This is a genomic window from Halomonas sp. DP8Y7-3 (genome assembly GCF_019801675.1).
In the GTDB taxonomy this organism is placed as follows: domain Bacteria; phylum Pseudomonadota; class Gammaproteobacteria; order Pseudomonadales; family Halomonadaceae; genus Halomonas; species Halomonas litopenaei_A.
On the sequence record NZ_JAHVIO010000004.1, the window covers coordinates 501,948 to 522,853 of the forward strand.

General features: G+C 62.8%; 18 protein-coding genes and 1 other RNA gene. 9 read left to right on the plus strand and 10 right to left on the minus strand.

What is annotated here, in order from left to right; translation table 11 throughout:
• Positions 1 to 169: 169 nt before the first annotated feature.
• On the minus strand, positions 170 to 2,236 hold the full coding sequence (gene glyS / locus KUV86_RS07450; RefSeq protein ID WP_222484266.1) for a glycine--tRNA ligase subunit beta: 2,067 nt from the start codon (positions 2,234 to 2,236) through the stop codon (positions 170 to 172).
• 2 nt (positions 2,237 to 2,238) lie between these two features.
• Positions 2,239 to 3,201: a glycine--tRNA ligase subunit alpha gene (glyQ, locus tag KUV86_RS07455; RefSeq protein ID WP_206942105.1), complete on the minus strand. Its 963-nt coding sequence runs from the start codon at positions 3,199 to 3,201 to the stop codon at positions 2,239 to 2,241.
• 92 nt (positions 3,202 to 3,293) lie between these two features.
• Between glyQ and rfaD the strand changes: the two genes are divergently transcribed.
• On the plus strand, positions 3,294 to 4,250 hold the full coding sequence (rfaD, locus tag KUV86_RS07460) for an ADP-glyceromanno-heptose 6-epimerase (RefSeq protein WP_206942106.1): 957 nt from the start codon (positions 3,294 to 3,296) through the stop codon (positions 4,248 to 4,250).
• Entirely contained in the window at positions 4,243 to 5,331 is a 1,089-nt protein-coding gene (gene waaF, locus KUV86_RS07465) for a lipopolysaccharide heptosyltransferase II (RefSeq protein ID WP_222484267.1), read from the plus strand. Before rfaD ends, waaF begins: the two co-directional genes overlap by 8 nt.
• A 20-nt stretch (positions 5,332 to 5,351) precedes the next feature.
• Here waaF and KUV86_RS07470 read toward each other — a convergent pair whose 3' ends face one another.
• The 3 genes from KUV86_RS07470 to KUV86_RS07480 form a co-directional block, all read right to left on the minus strand.
• Complete coding sequence (locus tag KUV86_RS07470; RefSeq protein WP_206942109.1) at positions 5,352 to 6,986, minus strand: sulfatase-like hydrolase/transferase; 1,635 nt, start codon at positions 6,984 to 6,986, stop codon at positions 5,352 to 5,354.
• 99 nt (positions 6,987 to 7,085) lie between these two features.
• Positions 7,086 to 7,898, minus strand: coding sequence for a glycosyltransferase family 2 protein (locus KUV86_RS07475; protein ID WP_222484268.1), 813 nt, complete (start codon positions 7,896 to 7,898; stop codon positions 7,086 to 7,088).
• 214 nt (positions 7,899 to 8,112) lie between these two features.
• Positions 8,113 to 9,210: a glycosyltransferase family 9 protein gene (locus KUV86_RS07480; protein WP_222484270.1), complete on the minus strand. Its 1,098-nt coding sequence runs from the start codon at positions 9,208 to 9,210 to the stop codon at positions 8,113 to 8,115.
• Positions 9,211 to 9,247: 37 nt separating this feature from the next.
• Here KUV86_RS07480 and KUV86_RS07485 point away from each other — a divergent pair, with 37 nt between their 5' ends.
• On the plus strand, positions 9,248 to 10,381 hold the full coding sequence (locus KUV86_RS07485; RefSeq protein WP_261397565.1) for a glycosyltransferase family 4 protein: 1,134 nt from the start codon (positions 9,248 to 9,250) through the stop codon (positions 10,379 to 10,381).
• Here KUV86_RS07485 and KUV86_RS07490 read toward each other — a convergent pair.
• Positions 10,378 to 11,022 (minus strand): 3-deoxy-D-manno-octulosonic acid kinase, encoded by a 645-nt coding sequence (locus tag KUV86_RS07490; RefSeq protein ID WP_315900968.1) that lies wholly within the window; start codon positions 11,020 to 11,022, stop codon positions 10,378 to 10,380. The genes KUV86_RS07485 and KUV86_RS07490 overlap by 4 nt on opposite strands.
• A gap of 94 nt (positions 11,023 to 11,116) precedes the next feature.
• On the opposite strand from KUV86_RS07490, the gene KUV86_RS07495 reads away from it, so the two are divergent.
• The 3 genes from KUV86_RS07495 to waaA are packed head-to-tail and all read left to right on the plus strand — an operon-like array spanning position 11,117 to position 14,980.
• Entirely contained in the window at positions 11,117 to 12,226 is a 1,110-nt protein-coding gene (locus KUV86_RS07495) for a glycosyltransferase family 9 protein (RefSeq protein WP_206942117.1), read from the plus strand.
• A complete protein-coding gene (hldE, locus tag KUV86_RS07500) occupies positions 12,216 to 13,646 on the plus strand; it encodes a bifunctional D-glycero-beta-D-manno-heptose-7-phosphate kinase/D-glycero-beta-D-manno-heptose 1-phosphate adenylyltransferase HldE (RefSeq protein ID WP_206942119.1) in 1,431 nt (476 codons plus the stop codon). The genes KUV86_RS07495 and hldE overlap by 11 nt, the downstream gene beginning before the upstream one ends.
• A gap of 2 nt (positions 13,647 to 13,648) precedes the next feature.
• Complete coding sequence (waaA, locus tag KUV86_RS07505) at positions 13,649 to 14,980, plus strand: lipid IV(A) 3-deoxy-D-manno-octulosonic acid transferase (RefSeq protein ID WP_222484272.1); 1,332 nt, start codon at positions 13,649 to 13,651, stop codon at positions 14,978 to 14,980.
• Here waaA and rpiA read toward each other — a convergent pair.
• Entirely contained in the window at positions 14,958 to 15,632 is a 675-nt protein-coding gene (gene rpiA, locus KUV86_RS07510; protein WP_222484273.1) for a ribose-5-phosphate isomerase RpiA, read from the minus strand. The two genes, waaA and rpiA, sit on opposite strands and share 23 nt — an antisense overlap.
• A gap of 155 nt (positions 15,633 to 15,787) precedes the next feature.
• Between rpiA and ilvA the strand changes: the two genes are divergently transcribed.
• The gene (ilvA, locus tag KUV86_RS07515) at positions 15,788 to 17,302 is read left to right on the plus strand and encodes a threonine ammonia-lyase, biosynthetic (RefSeq protein ID WP_222162256.1); all 1,515 of its coding nucleotides are present in this window, start codon (positions 15,788 to 15,790) and stop codon (positions 17,300 to 17,302) included.
• A gap of 743 nt (positions 17,303 to 18,045) precedes the next feature.
• Here the strand turns inward: ilvA and KUV86_RS07520 are convergent.
• The 3 genes from KUV86_RS07520 to KUV86_RS07530 form a co-directional block, all read right to left on the minus strand.
• Positions 18,046 to 18,699, minus strand: coding sequence for a 5-formyltetrahydrofolate cyclo-ligase (locus tag KUV86_RS07520; RefSeq protein WP_222484274.1), 654 nt, complete (start codon positions 18,697 to 18,699; stop codon positions 18,046 to 18,048).
• Positions 18,700 to 18,705: 6 nt separating this feature from the next.
• Positions 18,706 to 18,890: non-coding RNA, 6S RNA (gene ssrS / locus KUV86_RS07525), on the minus strand.
• A gap of 127 nt (positions 18,891 to 19,017) precedes the next feature.
• Positions 19,018 to 19,329: a cell division protein ZapA gene (locus KUV86_RS07530; RefSeq protein WP_206942127.1), complete on the minus strand. Its 312-nt coding sequence runs from the start codon at positions 19,327 to 19,329 to the stop codon at positions 19,018 to 19,020.
• Between the two features lie 221 nt (positions 19,330 to 19,550).
• Between KUV86_RS07530 and KUV86_RS07535 the strand changes: the two genes are divergently transcribed.
• On the plus strand, positions 19,551 to 20,135 hold the full coding sequence (locus KUV86_RS07535) for a UPF0149 family protein (protein ID WP_222484275.1): 585 nt from the start codon (positions 19,551 to 19,553) through the stop codon (positions 20,133 to 20,135).
• 313 nt (positions 20,136 to 20,448) lie between these two features.
• Positions 20,449 to 20,745: a hypothetical protein gene (locus KUV86_RS07540; RefSeq protein ID WP_222484276.1), complete on the plus strand. Its 297-nt coding sequence runs from the start codon at positions 20,449 to 20,451 to the stop codon at positions 20,743 to 20,745.
• The last annotated feature ends 161 nt before the right edge of the window (positions 20,746 to 20,906 follow it).

The window sequence follows — 20,906 nt, forward strand, 5'->3', positions numbered from 1 at the left end:
GAACCACCTCTGGCGAAAAGGCGATGTTTCACGTGAAACATTGTCAGCCCTTATGTCCTGTATTCAGCCCCTGAGCGGTACCTTCCTTCCCGCTGGCGAAGGACATGAAAAAGGCCGACCCATGTTGGGTCGGCCTGTACCGAAACTACCTGTCGAGAACAACGTCCTGTTACTGCTGAAGCTCCGCGATGTCGGCAACTTCCAGGAACAGCGCCTGCAGGCTCGCAAGCAGAGCCAGGCGATTGGCGCGAACGGCTTCGTCGTCGGCCATGACCATCACCTGATCAAAGAAGGCATCCACCGGGGCTCTTAGGCTTGCCAGCACATCAAGGGCATCGCTGTAGCGCGCCTGCTGAAACAGCGGGGTGACTTCACTATCACAGGTACTGACAGCACGCTGCAGTGCCTTCTCTGCGTCTTCACTGAGAAGGCTCTCGTCCACTGACACGCTACCATCGTGCTGCTGCTTGCTCAGGATATTGCTGACGCGCTTGTTGGCTGCGGCCAGTGCCGCGGCCTCGTCACGGCCGGCAAAATGCGCCACGGCGCGCAGACGGCGGGCAAAGTCCAGGGGACGAGTCACCGGGCGGGCACGCACGGCCAGGTACACTTCAGCACCAATGCCTTCGTCCTGGGCCCAGGCACGGAAGCGGTCGAGCATATAGCCCAGCACGTCCTCTACCAGACCCTCGGCCTTGGGCAACGAAGCGTGCTGTGCCACCGCCAGTTCCAGCAGCTCGCGTAGATCAAGATTGAGCTCGCCCTTGACCATGATGTTCAGCACGCCGATGGAGGCACGGCGAAGCGCGAAAGGATCTTTGGTGCCACTGGGACGCTGCCCAATGCCAAAGATACCGGTGATGGTATCCAGTCGATCAGCGATCGCCAGCGCCTTGCCGGTCAGAGTGGCAGGAATGGCATCCGATGCGAAGCGGGGCAGGTACTGCTCCTCAAGCGCCTGGGCGACCTCCGGGTCTTCCCCATCATTCTGCGCATAGTAGCGGCCCATGATGCCCTGGAGCTCCGGAAACTCGAGGACCATCTCGGTGACCAGGTCACACTTGGCAAGGGTGGTGGCTCGGCGTGCACGTGAGGCATCGCCGCCAATCTGGCCGGCAATGTGAGCGGCGACCTCGGCGCTGCGGGCGGCCTTGTCGGCCAGGGTGCCCAGCTGCTTCTGGAAGACCACGTTGGCCAGGCCGTCGATCCGGTTGGCCAGGGGCTGCTTGCGATCGGTGTCGTAGAAGAAGGCGGCATCCGCCAGGCGCGGACGGATGACCTTCTCGTTGCCCGCGATGACCTTGTCCGGCTCGCGGCTGTCAATGTTGGACACCGTGATGAAGGCGGGCTTCAGCTTGCCTTCCTCATCAAGCAGGTGGAAGTACTTCTGGTTGGCCTTCATGGAGGAAATCAGGCATTCGGCAGGGACGTCGAGGAAGCGCTCATCGAAGCTGCCGGTCAGCGCCACTGGCCATTCCACCAGGCCACTGACTTCCACGAGCAGGTCTTCGTCGATCACCGCGGTGGCTTCGAGCAACTCGGCTTCGGCCAGTACCTGTTCGCGGATGCGTTCGCGGCGCCGGGTCCGATCGGCGAGCACCCAGGCATCCTCGAGCGCCTTCAGATAGTCGTCAGCATGCCCCAGGCTGATGGCTTCCGGGGCATGAAAACGGTGTCCACGAGTGTCGCGACCTGCCTCAAGTCCAAGTACGGTAGCCGGTACGACCTCGTCACCGTACAGCGCCACCAGCCAGTGCACCGGGCGGGAAAATTCTACGCGAGAAGCGCCCCAGCGCATGTTCTTGGGAACCGGCAACGCCGACACGGCCTTGTCGATGATGGCGGGCAGCAGGGCAACCGTGCTTTCCCCCTGCTGCTGTTCACGAAAGCCGAGCCAGGTGCCCTTGTCGGTTTCAAGATGAATCAGCTGGTCCACCTCGACCCCACAGGAACGTGCGAAGCCCTGAGCAGCCTTGGTCGGCTCACCGTCCTTGAACGCTGCAGCGAGAGCGGGGCCGCGCTTCTCGATCTCACGGTCGGGCTGCTTGTCGGCCAGGGCTTCCACCGTCACGGCCAGCCGTCGTGGTGAGGCGTAGGCGGCGATCGCCTGAAAGTCGACGTCGGCATCGACCAGGCCGCGGCGGATGCCTTCGGCGAAGGCATCGGAAAGGGTGTCGATGGCTCCGGGCGGAAGTTCTTCCACACCGAGTTCAACCAGGAGGGTATGGGCAGCCATGCTTATGCGTCTCCCTGGGCGGCAAGGGGTTCGTCGTCGAGAAGTTCACGCCGTAGTGCTTCCGGCGCCAGCGGGAAGCCGGCTGCCTTGCGTGAGGCGTAGTAAGCGTGGGCCACGTCACGGGCCATGGTGCGCACGCGCAGGATATAGCGCTGGCGTTCGGTGACCGAGATGGCGTGACGGGCGTCGAGCAGGTTGAAGGTATGAGAGGCCTTCAGCACTTGCTCGTAGGCCGGCAGCGGAAGGTTGGCTGCCAGCAGCTTCTGGCACTCGCTTTCCTGATGGTCGAAGTTGCCGAACAGGGCGGGTACGTCGGCGTGCTCGAAATTGTAGGTCGACTGCTCGCGCTCGTTCTGCAGATAGACGTCACCATAGCTGACGCGTGTGCCGTCCGGGGCAATGGCCCATACCAGGTCGTAGACGCTGTCCACGTCCTGCAGGTACATGGCGATACGTTCGAGACCGTAGGTCAGCTCACCGGTAACCGGGAAGCACTCGATGCCACCTGCCTGTTGGAAGTAGGTGAACTGGGTCACTTCCATGCCATTGAGCCAGACTTCCCAGCCGAGGCCCCAGGCACCCAGGGTGGGGGACTCCCAGTTGTCTTCGACGAAGCGAATGTCATGCACCAGGGGGTCGATGCCAAGTCGCTCCAGCGAACCCAGGTAGAGTTCCTGAAGATTGGCCGGGGACGGCTTCATGACCACCTGAAACTGGTAGTAGTGCTGCAGGCGATTGGGGTTTTCGCCGTAGCGGCCATCGGTGGGTCGGCGTGACGGTTGAACGTACGCGGAGTTCCAGGTTTCGGGTCCGATGGAGCGCAGGAAGGTCGCCGGGTGAAAGGTGCCCGCACCGACTTCCATGTCCAGTGGCTGCATGATCACGCAGCCCTGTTCGGCCCAGTACTGTTGCAGGGCAAGGATCAGGCCCTGGAAGGTTGCCACGTCTGGCGTCGACTGTGTCATTGGGAAGCACCGTTGGCCATGAATTCACGAGCCGTCAAGTATACAATCACAGGCAATTCGGTTATAGGCACAGCGCCAACAGAGGTTTCCCCATGATCGTAGTGACAGGCGGAGCCGGCTTCATCGGCTCAAATCTGGTCAAGGCATTCAATGACCGTGGACGCACAGACATCCTGGTGGTCGATGACCTGAGGGATGGCACCAAGTTCGTCAACCTGGCGGACCTGACGCTGGGCGACTACATGGATAAGGACGAGTTTCTCGCCAGGGTGCAGGCCCACATGCGCGGAGAGCTGAATCAGCTGCCGCCCATCGAGGCGATCTTCCATGAGGGCGCCTGCTCGGATACCACCGAGTGGGATGGCCGCTTCATGCTGGAAAATAACTTCACCTACTCCAAGGAGCTGCTGCATTTCTGCGAGCAGGAAGGCATTCCGTTCCTCTACGCGTCCTCGGCGGCCACCTACGGTGGAAGCGAGGTGTTCGTGGAGTCGCCGGAACACGAAAAACCGCTCAACGTCTACGGCTACTCCAAGCTGCTGTTCGACCAGTACGTACGCTCGCGTCAGGACACCCTCACGACCCAGGTAGTCGGCTTCCGCTACTTCAACGTCTACGGCCCGCGCGAACAGCACAAGGGCAAGATGTCCAGCGTGGCGTACCATCACCACACCCAGATCAGCGCCGGTGAAGACCTGCGCTTGTTTGGCGCATGGGACGGCTATGAAGCGGGCATGCAGAGCCGCGACTTCGTCTACGTCGGGGATGTGGTCGACGTCAACCTGTGGTTCCTGGACAACCCCGAGGTGTCTGGCATCTTCAACCTCGGCAGTGGCCGGGCGGAGCCATTCAAGGCCATCGGCGAGACGGTGATCGACTTCTACGGCAAGGGCAAGATCGAGTACATCGACTTTCCGGATGAACTCAAGGGACGCTATCAGAGCTACACCCGCGCCGATATTTCTCGTCTGCGCGAGGTCGGCTATGACAAGGAGTTCCATACGGTGGCACAAGGCGTGACACGCTATCTGGAGTGGCTGAATGGCTGATGCAGCCCACGCTGCTCCACCGCACCGGGCAGGGACGCGCCTGTCCGGTCAGCGTCTGTTGGTCGTTGGTCCGAGCTGGGTGGGCGATATGGTCATGGCCCAGAGCCTGTTCATGACGCTCAAGCAGCAGGGGGCTGCCAGCCTGGCGGTGGTGGCGCCGTCCTGGTCCCGGCCCATCCTCGAGCGCATGGATGAGATTGACGAAGTGGTGGAGCTGGGCGTCGGTCATGGCGTCTTTGGCCTTGCGCCGCGCCATCGTCTGGCACAGTCGCTGAAAGGCCGCTTCGACCTGGCCCTGGTGTTGCCCCGCTCGTGGAAGTCAGCGCTGGTGCCGTTTCTGGCCCGGGTGCCACGGCGGGTGGGGTTCACCGGTGAACATCGCTACGGGCTTTTGACCGAGCGCAGGACCTTGAATCGTCGCGTTCTCGACCAGACCGTCAAGCGTTTTGTCTCGCTGGGCCTGCCGGCGGCCACTGCCACGGCGGGTGACTTTGAGATACCCAGGCCGTTATTGCGGCAGGATGCCGACAACCTGGCCCGCCTGCATCGTGAACACGGCCTTGGCGTGCGGCCGGCCATCGGCATGATGCCTGGTGCAGAGTACGGCCCCGCCAAGCAGTGGCCCCTGGCCTACTTTCATCGGCTAGCCGCTGAACTGATCACGCAAGGCTTTGAGGTCAGGGTGCTGGGTGGGCCCAAGGATCGCGCCGCAGGAGAAGAGATTGTCAGCGGCCTCGAGCACGCCCACAACCTGTGTGGTGCGACGCGCCTGGAAGATGCTGTCGACCTGCTGGGCGACTGTCGTCAGGTCGTGACCAACGACTCCGGGCTGATGCATGTGGCCGCGGCGGTAGGGACTCGCATCCAGGCCATCTATGGATCCTCGTCACCCGCGTACACGCCGCCTCTGACCAGCAATGCGCGGATTCACTACCTGGCACTGTCCTGCTCGCCCTGCTTCGAACGTCAGTGTCCGTTGGGCCACACCAACTGCCTCAAGCAGATTACCCCTGACACCTTGCTGGAAGCGATCACGGCGGATCAGCAGCTTCTCGATACACCGTCTCGTATCAACGCCTGATCGCCGTTCGGGGATCGCCATCAAGGTTGGTGCGGAGCTTCCGGTGGCGCATCCGGCTGTCCGCTGGTGCGATAGGCGGGCGCAAGGCCTTCCCAGAGACGCTCCTGCAGCGCGGTTTCTTCACGCATATAGCCGTTGAGGGCTTCCAGCCCTACCTGCTCTGCCAGCGTTGGCTCGCCTGAAAACAGGGAGACGCCAAGGCCTGCTCGGTGCCAGTCGATGGTAAACCCCATGGCTTCCAGCAGTGTCGGCAGGGTATCCATGGTCGTCGCTTGGGTCGAGATACGGGCAGGTGTCAACGCGTTGCCCATCATCATCAAGGTGTTGGTCCTGGGGGTCTGGATCAGTTGGTCCCAGGCGGACACGCGCATAGTCAGGTGGTCACTGGCAATGACGACCAGGGTGTTGTCCAGCAGTTGCTCGTCTTCCAGCTGCTCAAGCAGACGCCGGGTGAGCCAGCCTGAGCACTTCACCGCGTACAGGATATCGACACCGTCGTGCACACCCTGTTCGGCCTCGCACGCCTGGGACGGATAGCCCGCCGGGGCATGGGCGGACAGGTTCAGCAGCGTCATGTTCCATGGCCCCTGCTGGCGGTCCAGGCGGCGTATCTCATCCACCGCCATCTCGTAGAGGCTATCGTCGTAGAGCCCCCAGCTGTTGAGGTATTGGCTGTCATCCAGGCGCTCCACCAGCTGCTCTCGGCCCAGTACGCGCTGGTAGGCGTGGTCGGTGTAGAACAACCCCTTGCCGGCGAACTCGGTGCTGGCTCCGCCCATGAAGGTCTGACGGTAGCCGAGGCGTGCGAGCAAATCCCCCAGGCAGTCGACTCCAGGAACCACGTGGTGCAGGGGATCGAACTGACTGTCATGCAGCAGCCCCGCTGGCATCAGCGGCGTGCCACACTGGCTGGCAATCATGCCGGCCATGGTCCAGCCCGTATTATCGATCTGGCGCACGTTGTCAAAGACGACGGCCTGGGGCTCCAGTGCCGCGAGGTCGGCGTAGGCGTCGCCAAAGCGCGCCGTGTCCGAGTAGGTGCGCTCCAGGCTTTCAAGATAGATCAGCAGCAGGTTGGGCGGGCGCTGGGGCGCCTTGAGAATGACCGGATCCACGTAGCGACGATCGAGCCAGGTCCCTGGGTCTGTGACCACCGCGGCGCCGCGCTGGCCCATGGAGTAGAACATGGGATTGCCCAGCAGCAGCACGAAGGCCAGCCAGTGGTCCCAGCGTTGCCAGCGGTAATCGGCCCGCACCAGCCAGGTATAGCCGGCAAGGATCAGCACCATGGCCAAGGTATAGATGATGGCGGCAATCGTCCGCTCGCTGCCCCCATGCTGCGAGATGCCCGCCTGGAGGTGAAAGTAGACAGCACCCATATCCACCTGTCCGAAGCTGCTGGCCAGATAGACATAGATCCCCCAGAACGCCAGTGGAACCAACGCCCAGGGGATGACCCGGATACGCAAGCGAGGCGGTGGCGGATCGCCCCAGCGCTTCCAGCCAGCCACCAGGCACCAGATGATCGCCGGTATCGGCAGGCACCAACCGGGCAGGCGCGTGACCATGACCACGGCATGACCTATGGCCAGGCCCAGCAGCAGGTGGACGGCCCAGCGCAGCCAGGGAGACGTGATAGGGAAAGGTACAGGCATGTTCGAGGCGCCCAAAGGTCAATCCATGAAGCCATTGTCGCCCGGGAGTCGCGAATCAGCAGTGCTGACCGCGGAGGTGCGAATCCTTCGCTTGACGCACTAGCGCGTCGACGTCGAGTCGTCGTTACCTGACGACCCGGTTGGACGGCTTCCCTGGCGCTCGGCTCGCTCGTTTTCGTACAGTTCGTTCAGCTTTGCATACTTCATGTACGCATGGAATGCCGTCGTGATCGCGACGGTCATACCATCCTGACCCTGCAGCAGACCTCCCTTCAGCACCAGCTTGCGCAGCATGGCGGTGAGCGCATGCAGGCTGGGGCGAAGCGCAGAGGGGGTGACACCCCGTTCCCTCATCGCCCAGGCATCCCGGGTCGACAGCTGATCGATCCGCTGCATCCAGTGTGACAGGTCACGGTAGGTGAAATGGCTCAGGTGAGCATCGACATCGACCACCGTTGGCGCCTTGACGGATGAGTGCGCCTTCTTGGGCAGATAGCCCGAGGTCGTGCGGTTGTATAACCGCGTCACCGGATCAGGATAGAAGCCCGCGGCACGTATCCAGTGTCGACCTGCGAAGTTGCGTCGACGAAAGCGATAGGCCGTCTGTGGGTCTTCCAAGGTCAGCTCGCGAATGGCGGCTATAGCGTCGTCATCGAGCCGTTCATCGGCATCCAGCGCCAGGATCCAGTCATGTCGTGCCTGGGGGACGGCAAAGGCCTTCTGCGGCCCATCCCCCAGATAGGGTTGATGAATCACCTTCGCACCCGCCGCCTCGGCCAGCGCTACGGTGTCATCGTCGCTGCCGGAGTCCACCACGATGATTTCATCGCACACGGGTTGCAGCGACGCGATGGCCCCTTCGACATTGTCCTGTTCGTTGAGGGTAATGATGATGCCGGTAATCGGAGTCATGGCGACATGCCTGCTGTGGTGATGCGAAAGATGAAGCGAACGACCCGCTGACGGACAGTAGACGCGGTGTCCAGTGTGCATCAGCGTGTCAGGACTATGCGGGTGTGCACAACAAAAGTCGATGGGTGCCGTTGGTCCTGGGCTTAGCAAATCAGGCTTGGCAAATCAGGCCTAGCGAGACAGGCCTAGCGACACTGGGTTGGCAAGACACGACTCATGACGTGGCTCGCCTGTCGGCGTCGACCAGTGTCGCCGCGATGGCTGCTGCGGCCTCGTCCAGGTCTACCGCGGACATGTCGCGAGCCTGGTCCCCTGGGGGCGGGTGAAAGGCCAGCCGATGTTCAGGGGCATTGCAGGTTTGCCAGCGCAGCGGTGTCGCTGAACGGTGGGACGGGTAGAAGCCTACCGTGATCACGTCGAGACAGCCCGCGATATGCAGCGGGCCGGTGGAGCCGGCAACGAAGGCGTCAGCGGCGGCGATACTGCAGGCAAAGTCAGCGAGCCCTGCGGCAGGGGGCAGACGCCGGGCGCTTAGGCCAGCGCTTTCCAGGCGGGCGACGAGAGTATTCGCTACCGCGTCTTCCCCGGGCCCAGCGGTGACGATCCAGTGGGGCTGAGTGGCGCCCTGCTGCCGCATGCGGCGATCGACGTCCTGTGCCAGCTGGGCGTAGGCGTCGGGGCTGAGGTTGACCGCTGACCCCCCGCTGCCAGGGTGCAGATAGATCCAGCTCCCGGTGGAGGCAAGACCAAGTTGGCTGGCCAGTGCCAGGCGACGTTGTTCCCTGTCTCCCTCGGGTTGAGGCCAGAAGGGTGGGCGGACGGCTTCGCCCGGTGACAGCGCCAAGGCCTCGACCATCGCCTCTGCCAATTGCTGGTTGTAGACGTATTCGGGCCGGTCAGAACGGGATCTGCGCTGAGTGATCCGGCGGTTGTAGAATAGCTGCGCCCACTTGGTCGCGGGGGCCATGCGCAGCGGAATCCCGGCACGCAACCCTAGCCAACCGATCCGCGTGGTGGAAAACAGCGTCAGCAGTGCCGTGAAGTGCCCCTGGCGCAGAGATGCGAGCAGCTGACGCTGCTGCGCTTTCGGCGCCTCGTCGCCTGGGTCCAGGATCACTTCGTCGATCCACGGGCATAGCCTGGCGACGGGCGCCGTGTAGGATGGCACCAGCGCGGTAATATGTGGTGCCGGGCGTGCTGCCTTCAGCGTGGCCAGGGCTGGCCAGGCAAGCATGAAGTCGCCAAGCTTGTCGTTGCGCACCACCAGCAGTCGAGGGGTGCTTGCGTCGGCCGTGGCCGTCGTTGATGTCATCAGGGCTCCCGAGCCCGCCATCGGAAAGGAGACCACCTTGAGTCACAAGGTCATGCATATCTGCCTGTCGGACGGCTGGGGCGGACTGGAAATGTATCCGGCGAGGATTATACCGGAGCTGGCCGCCCGTGGGTGGGAGACGCACGCTCTGGCACTGGCGGACTCACGGGTAGCGCAAAGCCTCGAAGGCGCTGGTGTCGTCCCTCTGACCGCTGCCTCGCGCACGTCAGCGCTGTTTGCCGTGGGGCGTTGGCTGGCGTATCTGCGCGAGCACGACATTCGTCTGCTGCATTGCCACAAGTCCAGCGATCTGCGACTCGCTGCACTGCTGGCGACGCTGAGGCCGAGCCTGGGCGTGATCTTTACCGACCATATGGGCGTCACGCGGCCGAAGAAGGACCTCTACCACCGCTGGGCCTACGGCAAGGTCGATCGATTGCTGTCGATCAGTGACGCGACCCGTCGTCGTAACCTCAAGGCCTTTCCACTGCCCGCCGAACGTATCCAGCGGCTGTATCTGGGGATCGATCCGGCGGCGTTGGCACCGCGCCTGGATGCGGGTGAGCGGCGCGCCCTTCGAAGTAGCCTGGGCCTGCCGGCCAAGGCGGTGACCATCGGGGTGGCGGGTCGGCTGACACCCGGCAAGGGACAGCAGGTGTTCATCGAAGCGCTGGCTCTGCTGCTGCGCGAACATCCGGCACTCGACGTGCACGGGGTCATCGTTGGCGGTCTGGCAGCAGAAGAGGGTAGCCGCGAGGAGTACGTAGCGGAGCTCCAGGCGCGAGTCGAGGAGTTGGGACTGTCATCGAGGGTGACCTTCACCGGGTTTCGGCGGGATCTCGCGCGGTTATTCGAAGTGCTCGACGTGGTGTGCGTGCCGTCACGCAATGAAGCCTTCGGACTGACAGTGATCGAAGCGATGGCGGCAGGCAAGGCGGTGATCGGCTCACGCAGTGGTGCCATTCCTGAACTTATCGATAGCCACAGTGGCCGCCTGGCAGATCCCCAGGCGCCCCAGGAATGGGCATCTGCGATGGCCGAGCTGTCGGCCGACAGTGAGCTGCGAGCGCGTCTGGGCAGCGAGGCAAGGCTCAGGGTGAAACAGCATTTCCTGCTGTCACGCCACGTCGAGGGACTGATCGATGTCTACGCTGACGTCATCGACGCTTAGTGGGAGCCAGAGCCTTCCTCAGAACGGTAGCCTCGCTGGATGTCTGCCAGTGCCTGGGCGGCGGCTGTTGAGGTTGCACAGAAGCGCTCAAGGGAGCGGCCCAGACGTGCCAGGTTGGCGTCCTGCCAGCGCCCGGGGCGGCGCAGGCGACAGCGATCAAGGTCGATCAGCCAGACCTGCCTTGTGGTGTCGATGAGCAGGTTACGTGCGTTGAGGTCGACATGGTCCAGGCCCTGGTCGTGGCACCGCCGGATCACGCGTCCGACGTCGGCCAGCAGCTCGGCATCGACCTCGTGGCTGGCCAGCGCCTCGGCCAGAGCACGAGTCTGGGGCAGGCGCTGGGTGATCAGCGCGGCCTGATAGGTGGGCCCCTGACGTATGACGCCCCCCAGGATCGGCCGTGGCACCGGCAGCCCGGCGTCAAACAGCGTAGCGGTCAGTTCTACCTCGCGGAAGGCGCGGGTGCGTTCGATGCCGGTCCACAGGTAGTGACTGCGAGACAGGCGTGCCACCATACCGCCACGCCGATAGGGTCTCAGCACCCATTGCTGCTCGCCCAGATCGAGAAACAGACTCTGGCCTCGACCAGGCGCCTGGCCGACGACATGACCACTGTCTCGCCAGTATTCCGGGTCCAGCAAGGACGCTCCGATTTGTGGCGTTAGACCAGCGTCACATAAACTAGTGGCATCGTATAAAATGCCCACCTTTCCTGATTGATACGTTGCCAACCGCATGAAGCATCCTCTGCCCGCTCGTCCAGCCCACATCGGCGTGCTGCGTCTCTCCGCCCTGGGAGATGTCTGCAACCTGGTGCCCACGGTTCGAGCCCTGCAGCGCCAATGGCCCGAAGCGCGGATCACCTGGATCATCGGCAAGGGCGAACACAGTCTACTGACGGGCTTGTCAGGGGTCGAGTTCATCGTCTACGACAAGTCCACTGGCCTCAAGGGCATGCGCGCGCTGTGGCGAGAACTGGCCGATACCCGGTTTGATGTGCTGCTGCACATGCAGCAAGCGCTGCGGGCCAGTGTGCTGTCACTGGGACTCAAGGCCGATGTTCGGGTGGGTTTTGATCCGGCTCGCGCCAAGGATCGTCAGTACTGGTTTACCCATCGTCAGCTGGCCCCGCGTGATCGCGCTCACGTTCTCGAGTCCTTCATGGACTTTGCTCGCTTGATGGGCGTCGAGGATGACAGCCTGGAGTGGCGCCTGCCGATACCCGAGGCGGCTTACCAGGAAGCCCGTGAGCTGACCGGGGAGGCGGGCTACGTGTTGATCAGCCCCTGTGCAAACCCGCGTCTGCGCAATTTCCGCAACTGGTCGGCAGAAGGCTACGCCGCCGTGGTCGAGCATGCCTGGACCCAATATGGCCTGAAGACCGTCATGACCGGTGGTGGCAGCACCCAGGAAAGAGAGATGGGCTCGCGCATCCAGGGCCTGTGCCAGAGTGATGCGGTGATCGACGCCATCGGTGGCACGTCGCTCAAGGGCCTGCTGGCGCTGATCGATCGGGCCCGTGCGGTCATCGCTCCGGATTCAGGACCCGTGCATATGGCCAATGCCCTGAACACACCGGTGGTGGGCCTGTTTGCGACGACCAATCCGGATCGTGCCGCCCCATACCTGTGGCGAGACTATGTGGTCAATCGCTACCCCGACGCCGTGCGCCAGTTCCTGCACGAGGACGCTGCCACCATCACCTGGGGGCAGCGGGTGCGTCACCCGGACGCGATGTCCCTGATCAGCGCTGACGACGTCATTGCGCAGCTAGACCGACTGCTGGCCGATACTGCCGCCTCTTCCCGCTCCGACCTCGATAGGGAGTCCCCCGATGAAGCTTGATTTGACCGCGCTTGAGCGCTCCCGCGTACTGGTGGTGGGCGACGTCATGCTGGACCGCTACTGGCATGGGGGAACCTCGCGGATCTCGCCCGAGGCGCCGGTGCCGGTGGTGCGGGTGGAAGAGTGCGAAGATCGTCCCGGGGGCGCCGCCAACGTTGCGCTGAACATTGCCTCGCTGGGCGCTCATGCGGCTCTGGCTGGGTTGGTCGGGGACGATGACAATGCCGACCGCCTGACGACTCGCCTGGAGGAGGTAGGAGTAAGTACTCACTTCCATCGTACTCCTGGTGTGCCCACGATTACCAAGCTTAGGGTAATGAGCCGCAACCAGCAGCTGATCCGCCTGGATTTCGAGGACGGGCTCGACAAGATCGATACCAGCGAACTGGCCCCGCGACTGGTAGAGGCCACCGACAGTTTCGACCTGGTGATCCTGTCCGACTATGGCAAGGGCACCCTGGCCAATGTCGAAGCGGTCATTCCCGAGATGCGCCGTGCCGGCAAGCGCGTGCTGGTGGATCCCAAGGGCAGCGATTTTCGCCGCTACCGCGGTGCCAGCGTGATTACCCCCAATCTGGCCGAGTTCGAGGCGGTGGTCGGGCCTTGCCCGAGCGATGACATCCTGGCCAGCAAGGGAGAAGCGCTGCGCCAGGAGCTGGACCTGGAAGCGCTGCTGATCACCCGCAGCGAAAAGGGCATGACGCTGATTCGCGAAGGGCAAGATCCCTTGCACCTGCCGACCCGAGCACGTGAGGTCTACGATGTGACCGGTGCCGGCGATACCGTGATTGCCGTGCTTGGGCTGGCTCTTGCCGCCGGGCATGGCTTTGCCGAGGCCATGACCTTGTCCAACCTGGCGGCGGGCCTGGTGGTGGCCAAGCCCGGCACCGCGACCCTGTCGATTGCCGAGCTTTATACCGCTCTGCATGGCGATAAGTTGGCCGAATTCGGCGTCATCGAAGAATGTCCGCTGGTGCTTGCGGTGCGCGCAGCTCAGGCGCGCGGTGAACGGGTCGTCATGACCAACGGCTGCTTCGACATTCTGCACGCAGGCCATGTGGCCTACCTGGAGCACGCTCGACAGCTGGGTGATCGCCTGATCGTGGCGGTAAACGATGACGAGTCTATCCGTCGGCTCAAGGGACCCAAGCGACCGATCAACCCGCTTCACCGTCGGATGCAAGTGCTGGCGGGCCTGGGGGCCGTCGACTGGGTGGTGCCCTTCGCCGAAGAGACTCCGGCACGGCTGATCGAAGCCGTGCTGCCGGATGTGCTGGTCAAGGGGGGGGACTATCGGCCCGAGGATATCGCGGGCGGCGAGGCGGTCCGCGCTGCCGGTGGCGAGGTCAAGGTGCTGGGCTTTGAGGACGGTGTCTCCACCACCGCCATGATATCGACCATCCTCGACCGCGAGGGCTGAGCATGCGCTGGCCGCGGCTTGCCTATTCAGGCGCGCTTTGCCTGCTCTCGCCGGTGATCTGGCGACGAGTATGGCGGGAACAATTGGTGGGACGACCTCGAGCAGAGCGCCTTGGCTGTTTGCTGCCCTTCGCCGATGAGCGTCCAAGGCTCTGGCTCCATTGCGCATCGGTAGGAGAGGTTGTCGCCGCCCGCCCGCTGATTCGAGCGCTGCGCTTGCGGCACCCTGATCATCGGCTGGTGGTCAGCACCATGACCGCCACCGGCGCCGAGCGCGTGGCCTCGTTGGCCGAGGACGTGCCTGAGGCGGAGGCTGCGGCCCCCTTGAGCCACGTTTTCGTGGCGCTGGACTTTCCTGGCGCGGCGCGCCGTTTCGTCCAGCGCCTGGCACCGCAGCAGGCCATCTTCTTCGAGACCGAGCTGTGGCCTAACCTGCTCAACGCCTGTGTCCAGCAGAGCATTCCCGTGGCGGTGGTCAATGGACGACTGTCGCCACGCGCCTTTCGCGGCTATCGCCGGCTGCGCCCGCTGATGGCCCAGGCGCTGTCCTGTGTCGATTGGCTGGCGGCCAAGTCCAGAGACGACGCTGAGCGCTTCATCGCGCTAGGCATGGCGCCCCAGAATATTCAGGTCGTCGGCTCGATGAAGTTCGACATGACGGTGGATCCCGCCTCTCAGGTGGTGAGTGAGCGCTTGCACGCAGCCATTGGTCATCGCCCGGTCTGGGTCGCAGGATCGACCCATCCGGGTGAAGACGAGCAGTTGCTGGAGGTGCATCGACGGCTGCTGGAGCGCTTCCCGGATGCGTTGCTGGTGCTGGTACCGAGGCATCCGCAGCGCTTTGATGACGTCGCCGAACTGTGCCGTGAGGCCGGTTTCGACACCGTCCGCCGTTCCCGCGGACGTGTGCCCAGCGCTCGGGTCCATGTGTATCTCGGTGACAGCATGGGCGAGCTGCAGGCCCTCTACGGGTGTGCCGACCTTGCGTTTGTGGGGGGCAGCCTCGTGCCGATCGGAGGACACAACCTGCTGGAGCCCGCCATGATGGGGGTGCCGGTGGTTACCGGGCCGCATCTGGAGAACTTCGCGGACGTCGCCCAGGCGTTGCGAGATGCCGGAGCGCTGGTCGAGGTTGCCGACGCCGAGGAACTGAGTGAGCGAGTGGCGGCGTTACTGGAAGATGGTGAACAGCGTCAGCGGCTCAGTGAGGCCGGGCAGCACGTGCTTGATACCCATCGAGGTGCGTTGGACGCGACCCTCGATGGGCTGGATGCGCTTATCGATGCACGAAGCAGTGAGCGCGCACGGGAGCTTACGCCGGCAGTTGACGACTGACGCCTTCAGCACTGCCGAGCAGCAGCACGTCGGCGGGACGAGCCGCAAACAGCCCATTGGTGACAACGCCGACGATGGCATTGATCTGGCGCTCGAGGGCGACGGCATCGTCGATCTCGAGACCATAGCAATCGATGATCTGGTTGCCGTTGTCAGTCACCACGCCCTCGCGGTAGACCGGGTCCGCACCCAGCTTGACCATTTCACGCGCCACGTAGGACCTGGCCATCGGGATCACCTCGATCGGCAGCGGGAAGTCGCCAAGTCGTTCCACTCGCTTGGACGCATCGGCGATACAGATGAAGGTGGTCGAACAGGCGGCCACGATCTTCTCGCGGGTCAGTGCGGCACCCCCGCCCTTGATCATGTGTAAGTGAGCATTCACTTCGTCTGCGCCGTCCACATAGACTGGCAGTGTGCCAACTTCGTTCAGTTCATACAGATCGATGCCATGGTCCTTCAAGCGCTTGGCGCTGGCCTCGCTACTGGCGACGGCACCGCGGAAGTCGCCGCGCAGCGCTGCGAGTCGATCGATGAAGAAGTTCGCGGTCGAGCCGGTGCCGACGCCGATCACGATGTCTTTGCCAAGCATCGGGCGCACTTCATCGATGGCGGCTGCCGCGACAGCGTCCTTGAGTTCGTCCTGGGTCATGAGATACCTGCGCAGGGGTCTTCAAAATGGGTGGGCGGCGATCATTATAGGGTAAACGTGCACAGACAGCAGCCGAGGCGACTGGCGCTGGACGCCAGGTGCAGCGCGATGCTAACAATAGGGGCTTTGCTTGCCCCCTCACGCTGGATACCAGAATGCTCGAAGCTACCGTCAAGAAGATCCTCCAGGCCCGGGTTTATGAAGCGGCCCGTGAAACGCCGATTTCCCCGGCTCCCATGCTGTCTCGACGGTTCAACAACCAGATTCTGATCAAGCGTGAAGATCTGCAGCCGGTGCACTCGTTCAAGATTCGCGGCGCCTATAACCGTATGGCCCACCTCAGCGACGAGCAGAAGGCCAAAGGCGTGATCGCGGCCTCTGCGGGAAATCACGCTCAGGGACTGGCGCTTGCCGCCAAGTTGATGGGCGTCAAGGCGGTGATCGTAATGCCGCGCATCACCCCTGAAATCAAGGTCGCCGCCGTGCGAGGCTGGGGCGCCAAGGTCATCCTCAAGGGCGATGCCTTCGCCGCTGCTGCAGAGCATGCTCACGAGTTGGTGGAGCAGCACGGCTATACCTACATCCCGCCATTTGACGACATCGACGTGGTCGCCGGTCAGGGGACCGTCGCCATGGAGATTCTGCGCCAGCATAGCGGCCCCATTGACGCCGTCTTCATTCCGGTGGGCGGCGGCGGATTGATCGCCGGCATGGCGGCCTACATCAAGTACCTGCGCCCTGAGATCAAGGTCATCGGGGTCGAGTCCGAGGACAGTGCCTGTCTCAAGGCTGCCCTTGAGGCGGGTGAACGGGTGGTGCTGGACCAGGTGGGGGTATTCGCCGAGGGCGTAGCCGTAGCGCAGATCGGCAAGGTGCCTTTTTCACTGATGCGCGACCTGGTCGATGACGTAATTACCGTCAACACCGATGAGATGTGTGCGGCGGTCAAGGATATCTTCGAGGATACCCGTGCCGTGTCAGAGACCTCGGGGGCGCTGTCGCTGGCTGGACTGAAGAAATATATCCAGGAGAGCGGCGCCCAGGATCAGACGCTGGTATGCATCAACTCTGGCGCCAACACCAACTTTGACCGCCTTCAGCATATTGCCGAACGGACTGAGCTGGGTGAACAGCGTGAGGCGATCCTGGCGGTGACGATTCCTGAGCGCCCAGGCAGTTTCAAGAAGTTCTGCCGTACCATCGGCAAGCGTATGGTGACCGAATTCAATTATCGCTACGCCGACGCCGACCAGGCCCATATCTTTGTCGGTGTGCAGGTCAAGCCCGGTGGTGAGGATCGCCAGGCGTTGATCGGCCGTCTGTTCGAGGCGGGTTATCCGGTCGAGGACCTCACCGACAACGAGCTGGCGAAGTTGCATATTCGCCACCTTGGCGGAGGTCGACCCCGCACCGAGTTTGTTGAAGAAGCCTATCGCTTCGAGTTCCCCGAACGTCCCGGGGCGCTGATGAATTTCCTGACCCACCTTCCCCAGGACTGGAACATTTCGCTGTTCCACTATCGCAATCATGGCGCGGCCTATGGTCGAGTGCTCGTCGGTATGCAGATTCCCAACGGCGATCGCAGTCATGTGGAAGAGCATTTCGATGCCATTGGCTATCGCTATTGGAAGGAAAGCGACAATCCCGCCTACCAACTGTTCATGGCATAGCGTTGGGGCATGGCTTCTTGGCATCGCTTCAGGGCATCGCCAAGCGCCCCGAGCACAGCACTGTATCGGCCCTGTCAGCGCCACTGACACTGAATGAGTAACGGTGGCCAGCAGGGCCTTGTCGAAGGGGAATGCCGTCATCCGCGCATGTCATGACGGAGGACAGTGAATAGCGTGCCAAGAGAGCTTGGCAGTTGGGATCAAGCGGCGTATCCTGCGCGCGAGCGCTGACTTACTTGCTGGGCCAGAGCTGGTCTGTAGACGTGCGTCATGCCACTAGAGTGGTAATTGCCATGCATAAGTGCCCAGCCTATAGTCTGAGCTTGGGAAGCGCTGAATAAATCAGCCGAGCGGAATGAGGTGCAAGGCGCCCGCAGCGCAGAACCCGGAGCCTATGCGGTATAGGTGAGGAGTTCGAGCAGCGCGCAACGCAGCGAATCGTCTGCACAGGCATTTATGCAGTGTTTCCTTAGTTGCTTCGACCTATAACATCAAGACAATACGGCAGGCGGCCGTATATACGGAGTCAGGAATGAGACGCAAGCCCGATTTGATCATGTCACTGGTGCTGGTTTTCGGTCTGGGAGTCGTCGCCACCGGCTATGCCCAGGCGCTGGTCGGCGGCTGAAACCGACCAGAGGGAGAGATCTCCCGCGCCATTGAGCACGACATCGGCAGATATCGCGATCCGGCCGCCCACCATGGGCGGCCGGATGCGTTTCAGGACCTGAGCCGCGGCTGTTTCAGTGCGCAGGACGAATGACGCCTGCATCGCTGACGATGGCATCCAGGGGGACATCCCAGGAGGCGATCGGTAGGTGGTCCACTCGCTGTACATCATGGGCGAGCCCAATCAGGCGAGGCCTGGGGCCGCCGTTGTATTGCGCTGGATGGGCAAAGGCCAGGGTGCGGTCGTAAAAGCCCCCTCCCATGCCCATGCGCTGCCCTGACGAGTCAAAGCCGACCAGAGGCAGCAGGATGGCATCGAGAGCCCAGGCAGGCATACGGTGTGACGGATGCGCCCCAAAACGGCTGTCCGGCTCGGATATGCCGAAGCGATTGGTCACCATGGGGGTGCGGGCGTCGTAGCGAACGAACCACAGGCAGTTGGCCGCCAAGGGGCGCAGTACCGGGAGGTAGGCCTGGGCACGGCGGCGATGCAGCCAGCGAATGAGGGGCCGAGGATCGATTTCCCCGTCGTTGGGCAGGTAGAGCGCCACGTGTCGAGCGGTCAACAGCTCCGGCAGGCGACGCAGTCTCGCGACCAATGCCTGGCTCGCCGTCTGTTGCTGCTGCTGACTCAAGTCGCGGCGTCGGCGACGCAGCTCGCGTCGCAGCTCGGTGCGTGACAAGTGCCCGAGCTCTGTCTGAGCTTCGTGGTTGGAGCACAGATTCATCGTTCAAGGTTCCCCAGAATGCCGCTGTCGTTCTGGCCCTTGAACCCATAGGTTCAAGGTGGGTGGCCGCAGCCGAGCCGTCAGGCTTTCCGTCGCACGGACATGCACACGGGCCCGGCTAGCTATTGGCCCCCTGGGTACTGCTCATAGGCTCGAGGGACTATAACGACTGGCGCACACCCCAGGGAACAGCTCCATGCTAACAGACAGCGAGGCTGCTCCAAAGCGAAGATGCCAATGAGGGACAAGCGCCCAGTGCAAACCGTCGCTGGCGGGTGTGGCCCCGTAGTGTGTCTGAGTCACGTGCGTCGTGGCGTCTCAGTCACGTGATTCGCGGGCTGGGGCGGTGGCCAAGGCCTGCTCCAGTCGGGTGTTCAGCTCACTGAGACTGGCCTCACTGGCGCGCTTCTCGTCACGCAAGCCAAGTAGCTCATGGGCCAGGTTGAGTGCCGCCATGATCGCGATCTTCTCGCGATCCACCATCTTGCCGCGTGCGTGAATACCCTGCATAGCCTGGTCCAGGTAGCGCGCAGCGCGCTCAAGGCCCTCTTGCTCCTCTGGGGCGCAGGCAATGGTATAGGGGCGCTCCAGCAGCGTAATGTCGGTGGTATGCCGCGTGGTATCTGTCATGGGCCTGGCTCCGGAAGGGCCTCGGTCAACGCAGCGCCGAAGGGGCAGAATGCGTTACCATCAGGGGTATCGATTGCGAGTCACTATAAGAGAGCCGTCAGCGGGGGGTCAACGCGAGGCATCATGACCTCGGGACCTTCGTCGATAGCGTGGGGGTGCCAGGCGTTGCTGCGGTCCTCCCAGTCCCCTCCCCGATGCCGTCTCTTTCAGCGGAAATTGCTATGTCACTGATTAACGAACGCCAGGATTTTTCCACCATTGCCGATACCTTCCTGCTGCACGGAAGCATGCAGTCGCCGGCCTTTCTGGATGGCCGTCTGTGTGCCGAGCTGGGGCTCCACGATCTGACGGCGGAAGGCTGGTTGCAGCAGGTCTGTTTAACCCTGGGGGTCGACCAGCCCAAGGATGAAGCCAGCGCTGAACGTCTGCTGGGTTGGCGCCGCCAGACCCTGGATGCGCTGTCAGCCAGCGAGCTGAATTTTGAGCCGCTGCTGCCTGACGAGCTGTTTTCCCTGGCCGAGCGCGCGCAGGGCCTGAAGGAGTGGACGCTCGGTTTTCTTGAGGTCGTTGAGGATGCCGGTGAAGAACCGCGCAAGGCATGGTCGGCGGCGCTGGCGGAAGCCATCGACGACCTGGCAGGCCTGGCGGCCATCGACACCGATATCGATGACAGCGCGGAAAACGAAAACGACCTGTTCGCCTTGACCGAGCATGCGCGCATGGCGGCGATGTTGCTCTATACCGAACAGCATCCGGGCACGCCGCAAGTGGAAAAGGTCGACGAAGAGCCGCCGACCACCCATTGAGGCGCGCTCCCAGGTGGCGTTCTACCGCTGCCTGGGCACGCCCTGCCACGGACCAGGTGTCAGCGGGTGTCGCCTGCACCGTCCGTTTCCCCCCTCGCCGCGGCCTTTGCCCTGAGCGCCCAAGCGATAGCCGCGGCGGCTAGATCTCTCCGCTCTCCCCTGCTCGTTGTTGTTGCCGTTGTCTTTACGTCGCCTTGCTCGTCCGCTCACTGGTTGAGCGCCTTGCCCTGCTGCGCTCTCGCCTGGTCATGCCCTCTGCCGTCCAGTGAACCCCTTCTCGATACGCAACCTTCACTCTGACGCAGAGCCTGCTATGCTGCGTATTGCTGGTTATTTTGTTGTGATCGTGGTGCTAACGGTATCGAAAATAGATAAAACCGCCGACAGCTTGAATCTCGTGTCCTATCGCGCCCGTGCGACATGCGACGTCGTCAGCGGCCATTCTCTGCTGCTGTCGGCAGCACCGAGACGCCACTGGTCGATGCTGTCACTGCCGCCATTTGCTGGTGTGACGGTCAGGCAATGCTGCTGTTTATTGCTGGCAGCCAACTTAGAGGGTCTCGTCAGGTGGCCAAGGCAGTTGATCGAGATCGACCGGAAAGGACTCTGAGGGCGCTTGGCCGGCAAGGTGGCCCTGGCAGGACCTTGTGTCTGGCAGGGGGAATCAGCGATGCCAGGAGCGACTTTTTGGCTACTAGCTGCTGGCTTTATTGTTACACAATGTGGTTATTTTCTGATCGCCTTATCGTGTTCAGAAAGCTTGTTACGTAA

Excerpts from the sequence above, each read along its gene's own strand:
- rpiA (WP_222484273.1), bottom strand. The coding sequence starts at position 15,632 with ATGACCCAGGACGAACTCAAGGACGCTGTCGCGGCAGCCGCCATCGAT.
- KUV86_RS07495 (WP_206942117.1), top strand. The coding sequence starts at position 11,117 with ATGAAGCATCCTCTGCCCGCTCGTCCAGCCCACATCGGCGTGCTGCGT.
- KUV86_RS07535 (WP_222484275.1), top strand. The coding sequence starts at position 19,551 with ATGTCACTGATTAACGAACGCCAGGATTTTTCCACCATTGCCGATACC.
- KUV86_RS07475 (WP_222484268.1), bottom strand. The coding sequence starts at position 7,898 with ATGACTCCGATTACCGGCATCATCATTACCCTCAACGAACAGGACAAT.
- waaA (WP_222484272.1), top strand. The coding sequence starts at position 13,649 with ATGCGCTGGCCGCGGCTTGCCTATTCAGGCGCGCTTTGCCTGCTCTCG.
- waaF (WP_222484267.1), top strand. The coding sequence starts at position 4,243 with ATGGCTGATGCAGCCCACGCTGCTCCACCGCACCGGGCAGGGACGCGC.
- glyS (WP_222484266.1), bottom strand. The coding sequence starts at position 2,236 with ATGGCTGCCCATACCCTCCTGGTTGAACTCGGTGTGGAAGAACTTCCG.
- KUV86_RS07470 (WP_206942109.1), bottom strand. The coding sequence starts at position 6,986 with ATGCCTGTACCTTTCCCTATCACGTCTCCCTGGCTGCGCTGGGCCGTC.
- ilvA (WP_222162256.1), top strand. The coding sequence starts at position 15,788 with ATGCTCGAAGCTACCGTCAAGAAGATCCTCCAGGCCCGGGTTTATGAA.
- KUV86_RS07530 (WP_206942127.1), bottom strand. The coding sequence starts at position 19,329 with ATGACAGATACCACGCGGCATACCACCGACATTACGCTGCTGGAGCGC.
- KUV86_RS07520 (WP_222484274.1), bottom strand. The coding sequence starts at position 18,699 with ATGAATCTGTGCTCCAACCACGAAGCTCAGACAGAGCTCGGGCACTTG.
- rfaD (WP_206942106.1), top strand. The coding sequence starts at position 3,294 with ATGATCGTAGTGACAGGCGGAGCCGGCTTCATCGGCTCAAATCTGGTC.
- hldE (WP_206942119.1), top strand. The coding sequence starts at position 12,216 with ATGAAGCTTGATTTGACCGCGCTTGAGCGCTCCCGCGTACTGGTGGTG.
- KUV86_RS07480 (WP_222484270.1), bottom strand. The coding sequence starts at position 9,210 with ATGACATCAACGACGGCCACGGCCGACGCAAGCACCCCTCGACTGCTG.
- KUV86_RS07540 (WP_222484276.1), top strand. The coding sequence starts at position 20,449 with ATGCTGCGTATTGCTGGTTATTTTGTTGTGATCGTGGTGCTAACGGTA.
- glyQ (WP_206942105.1), bottom strand. The coding sequence starts at position 3,201 with ATGACACAGTCGACGCCAGACGTGGCAACCTTCCAGGGCCTGATCCTT.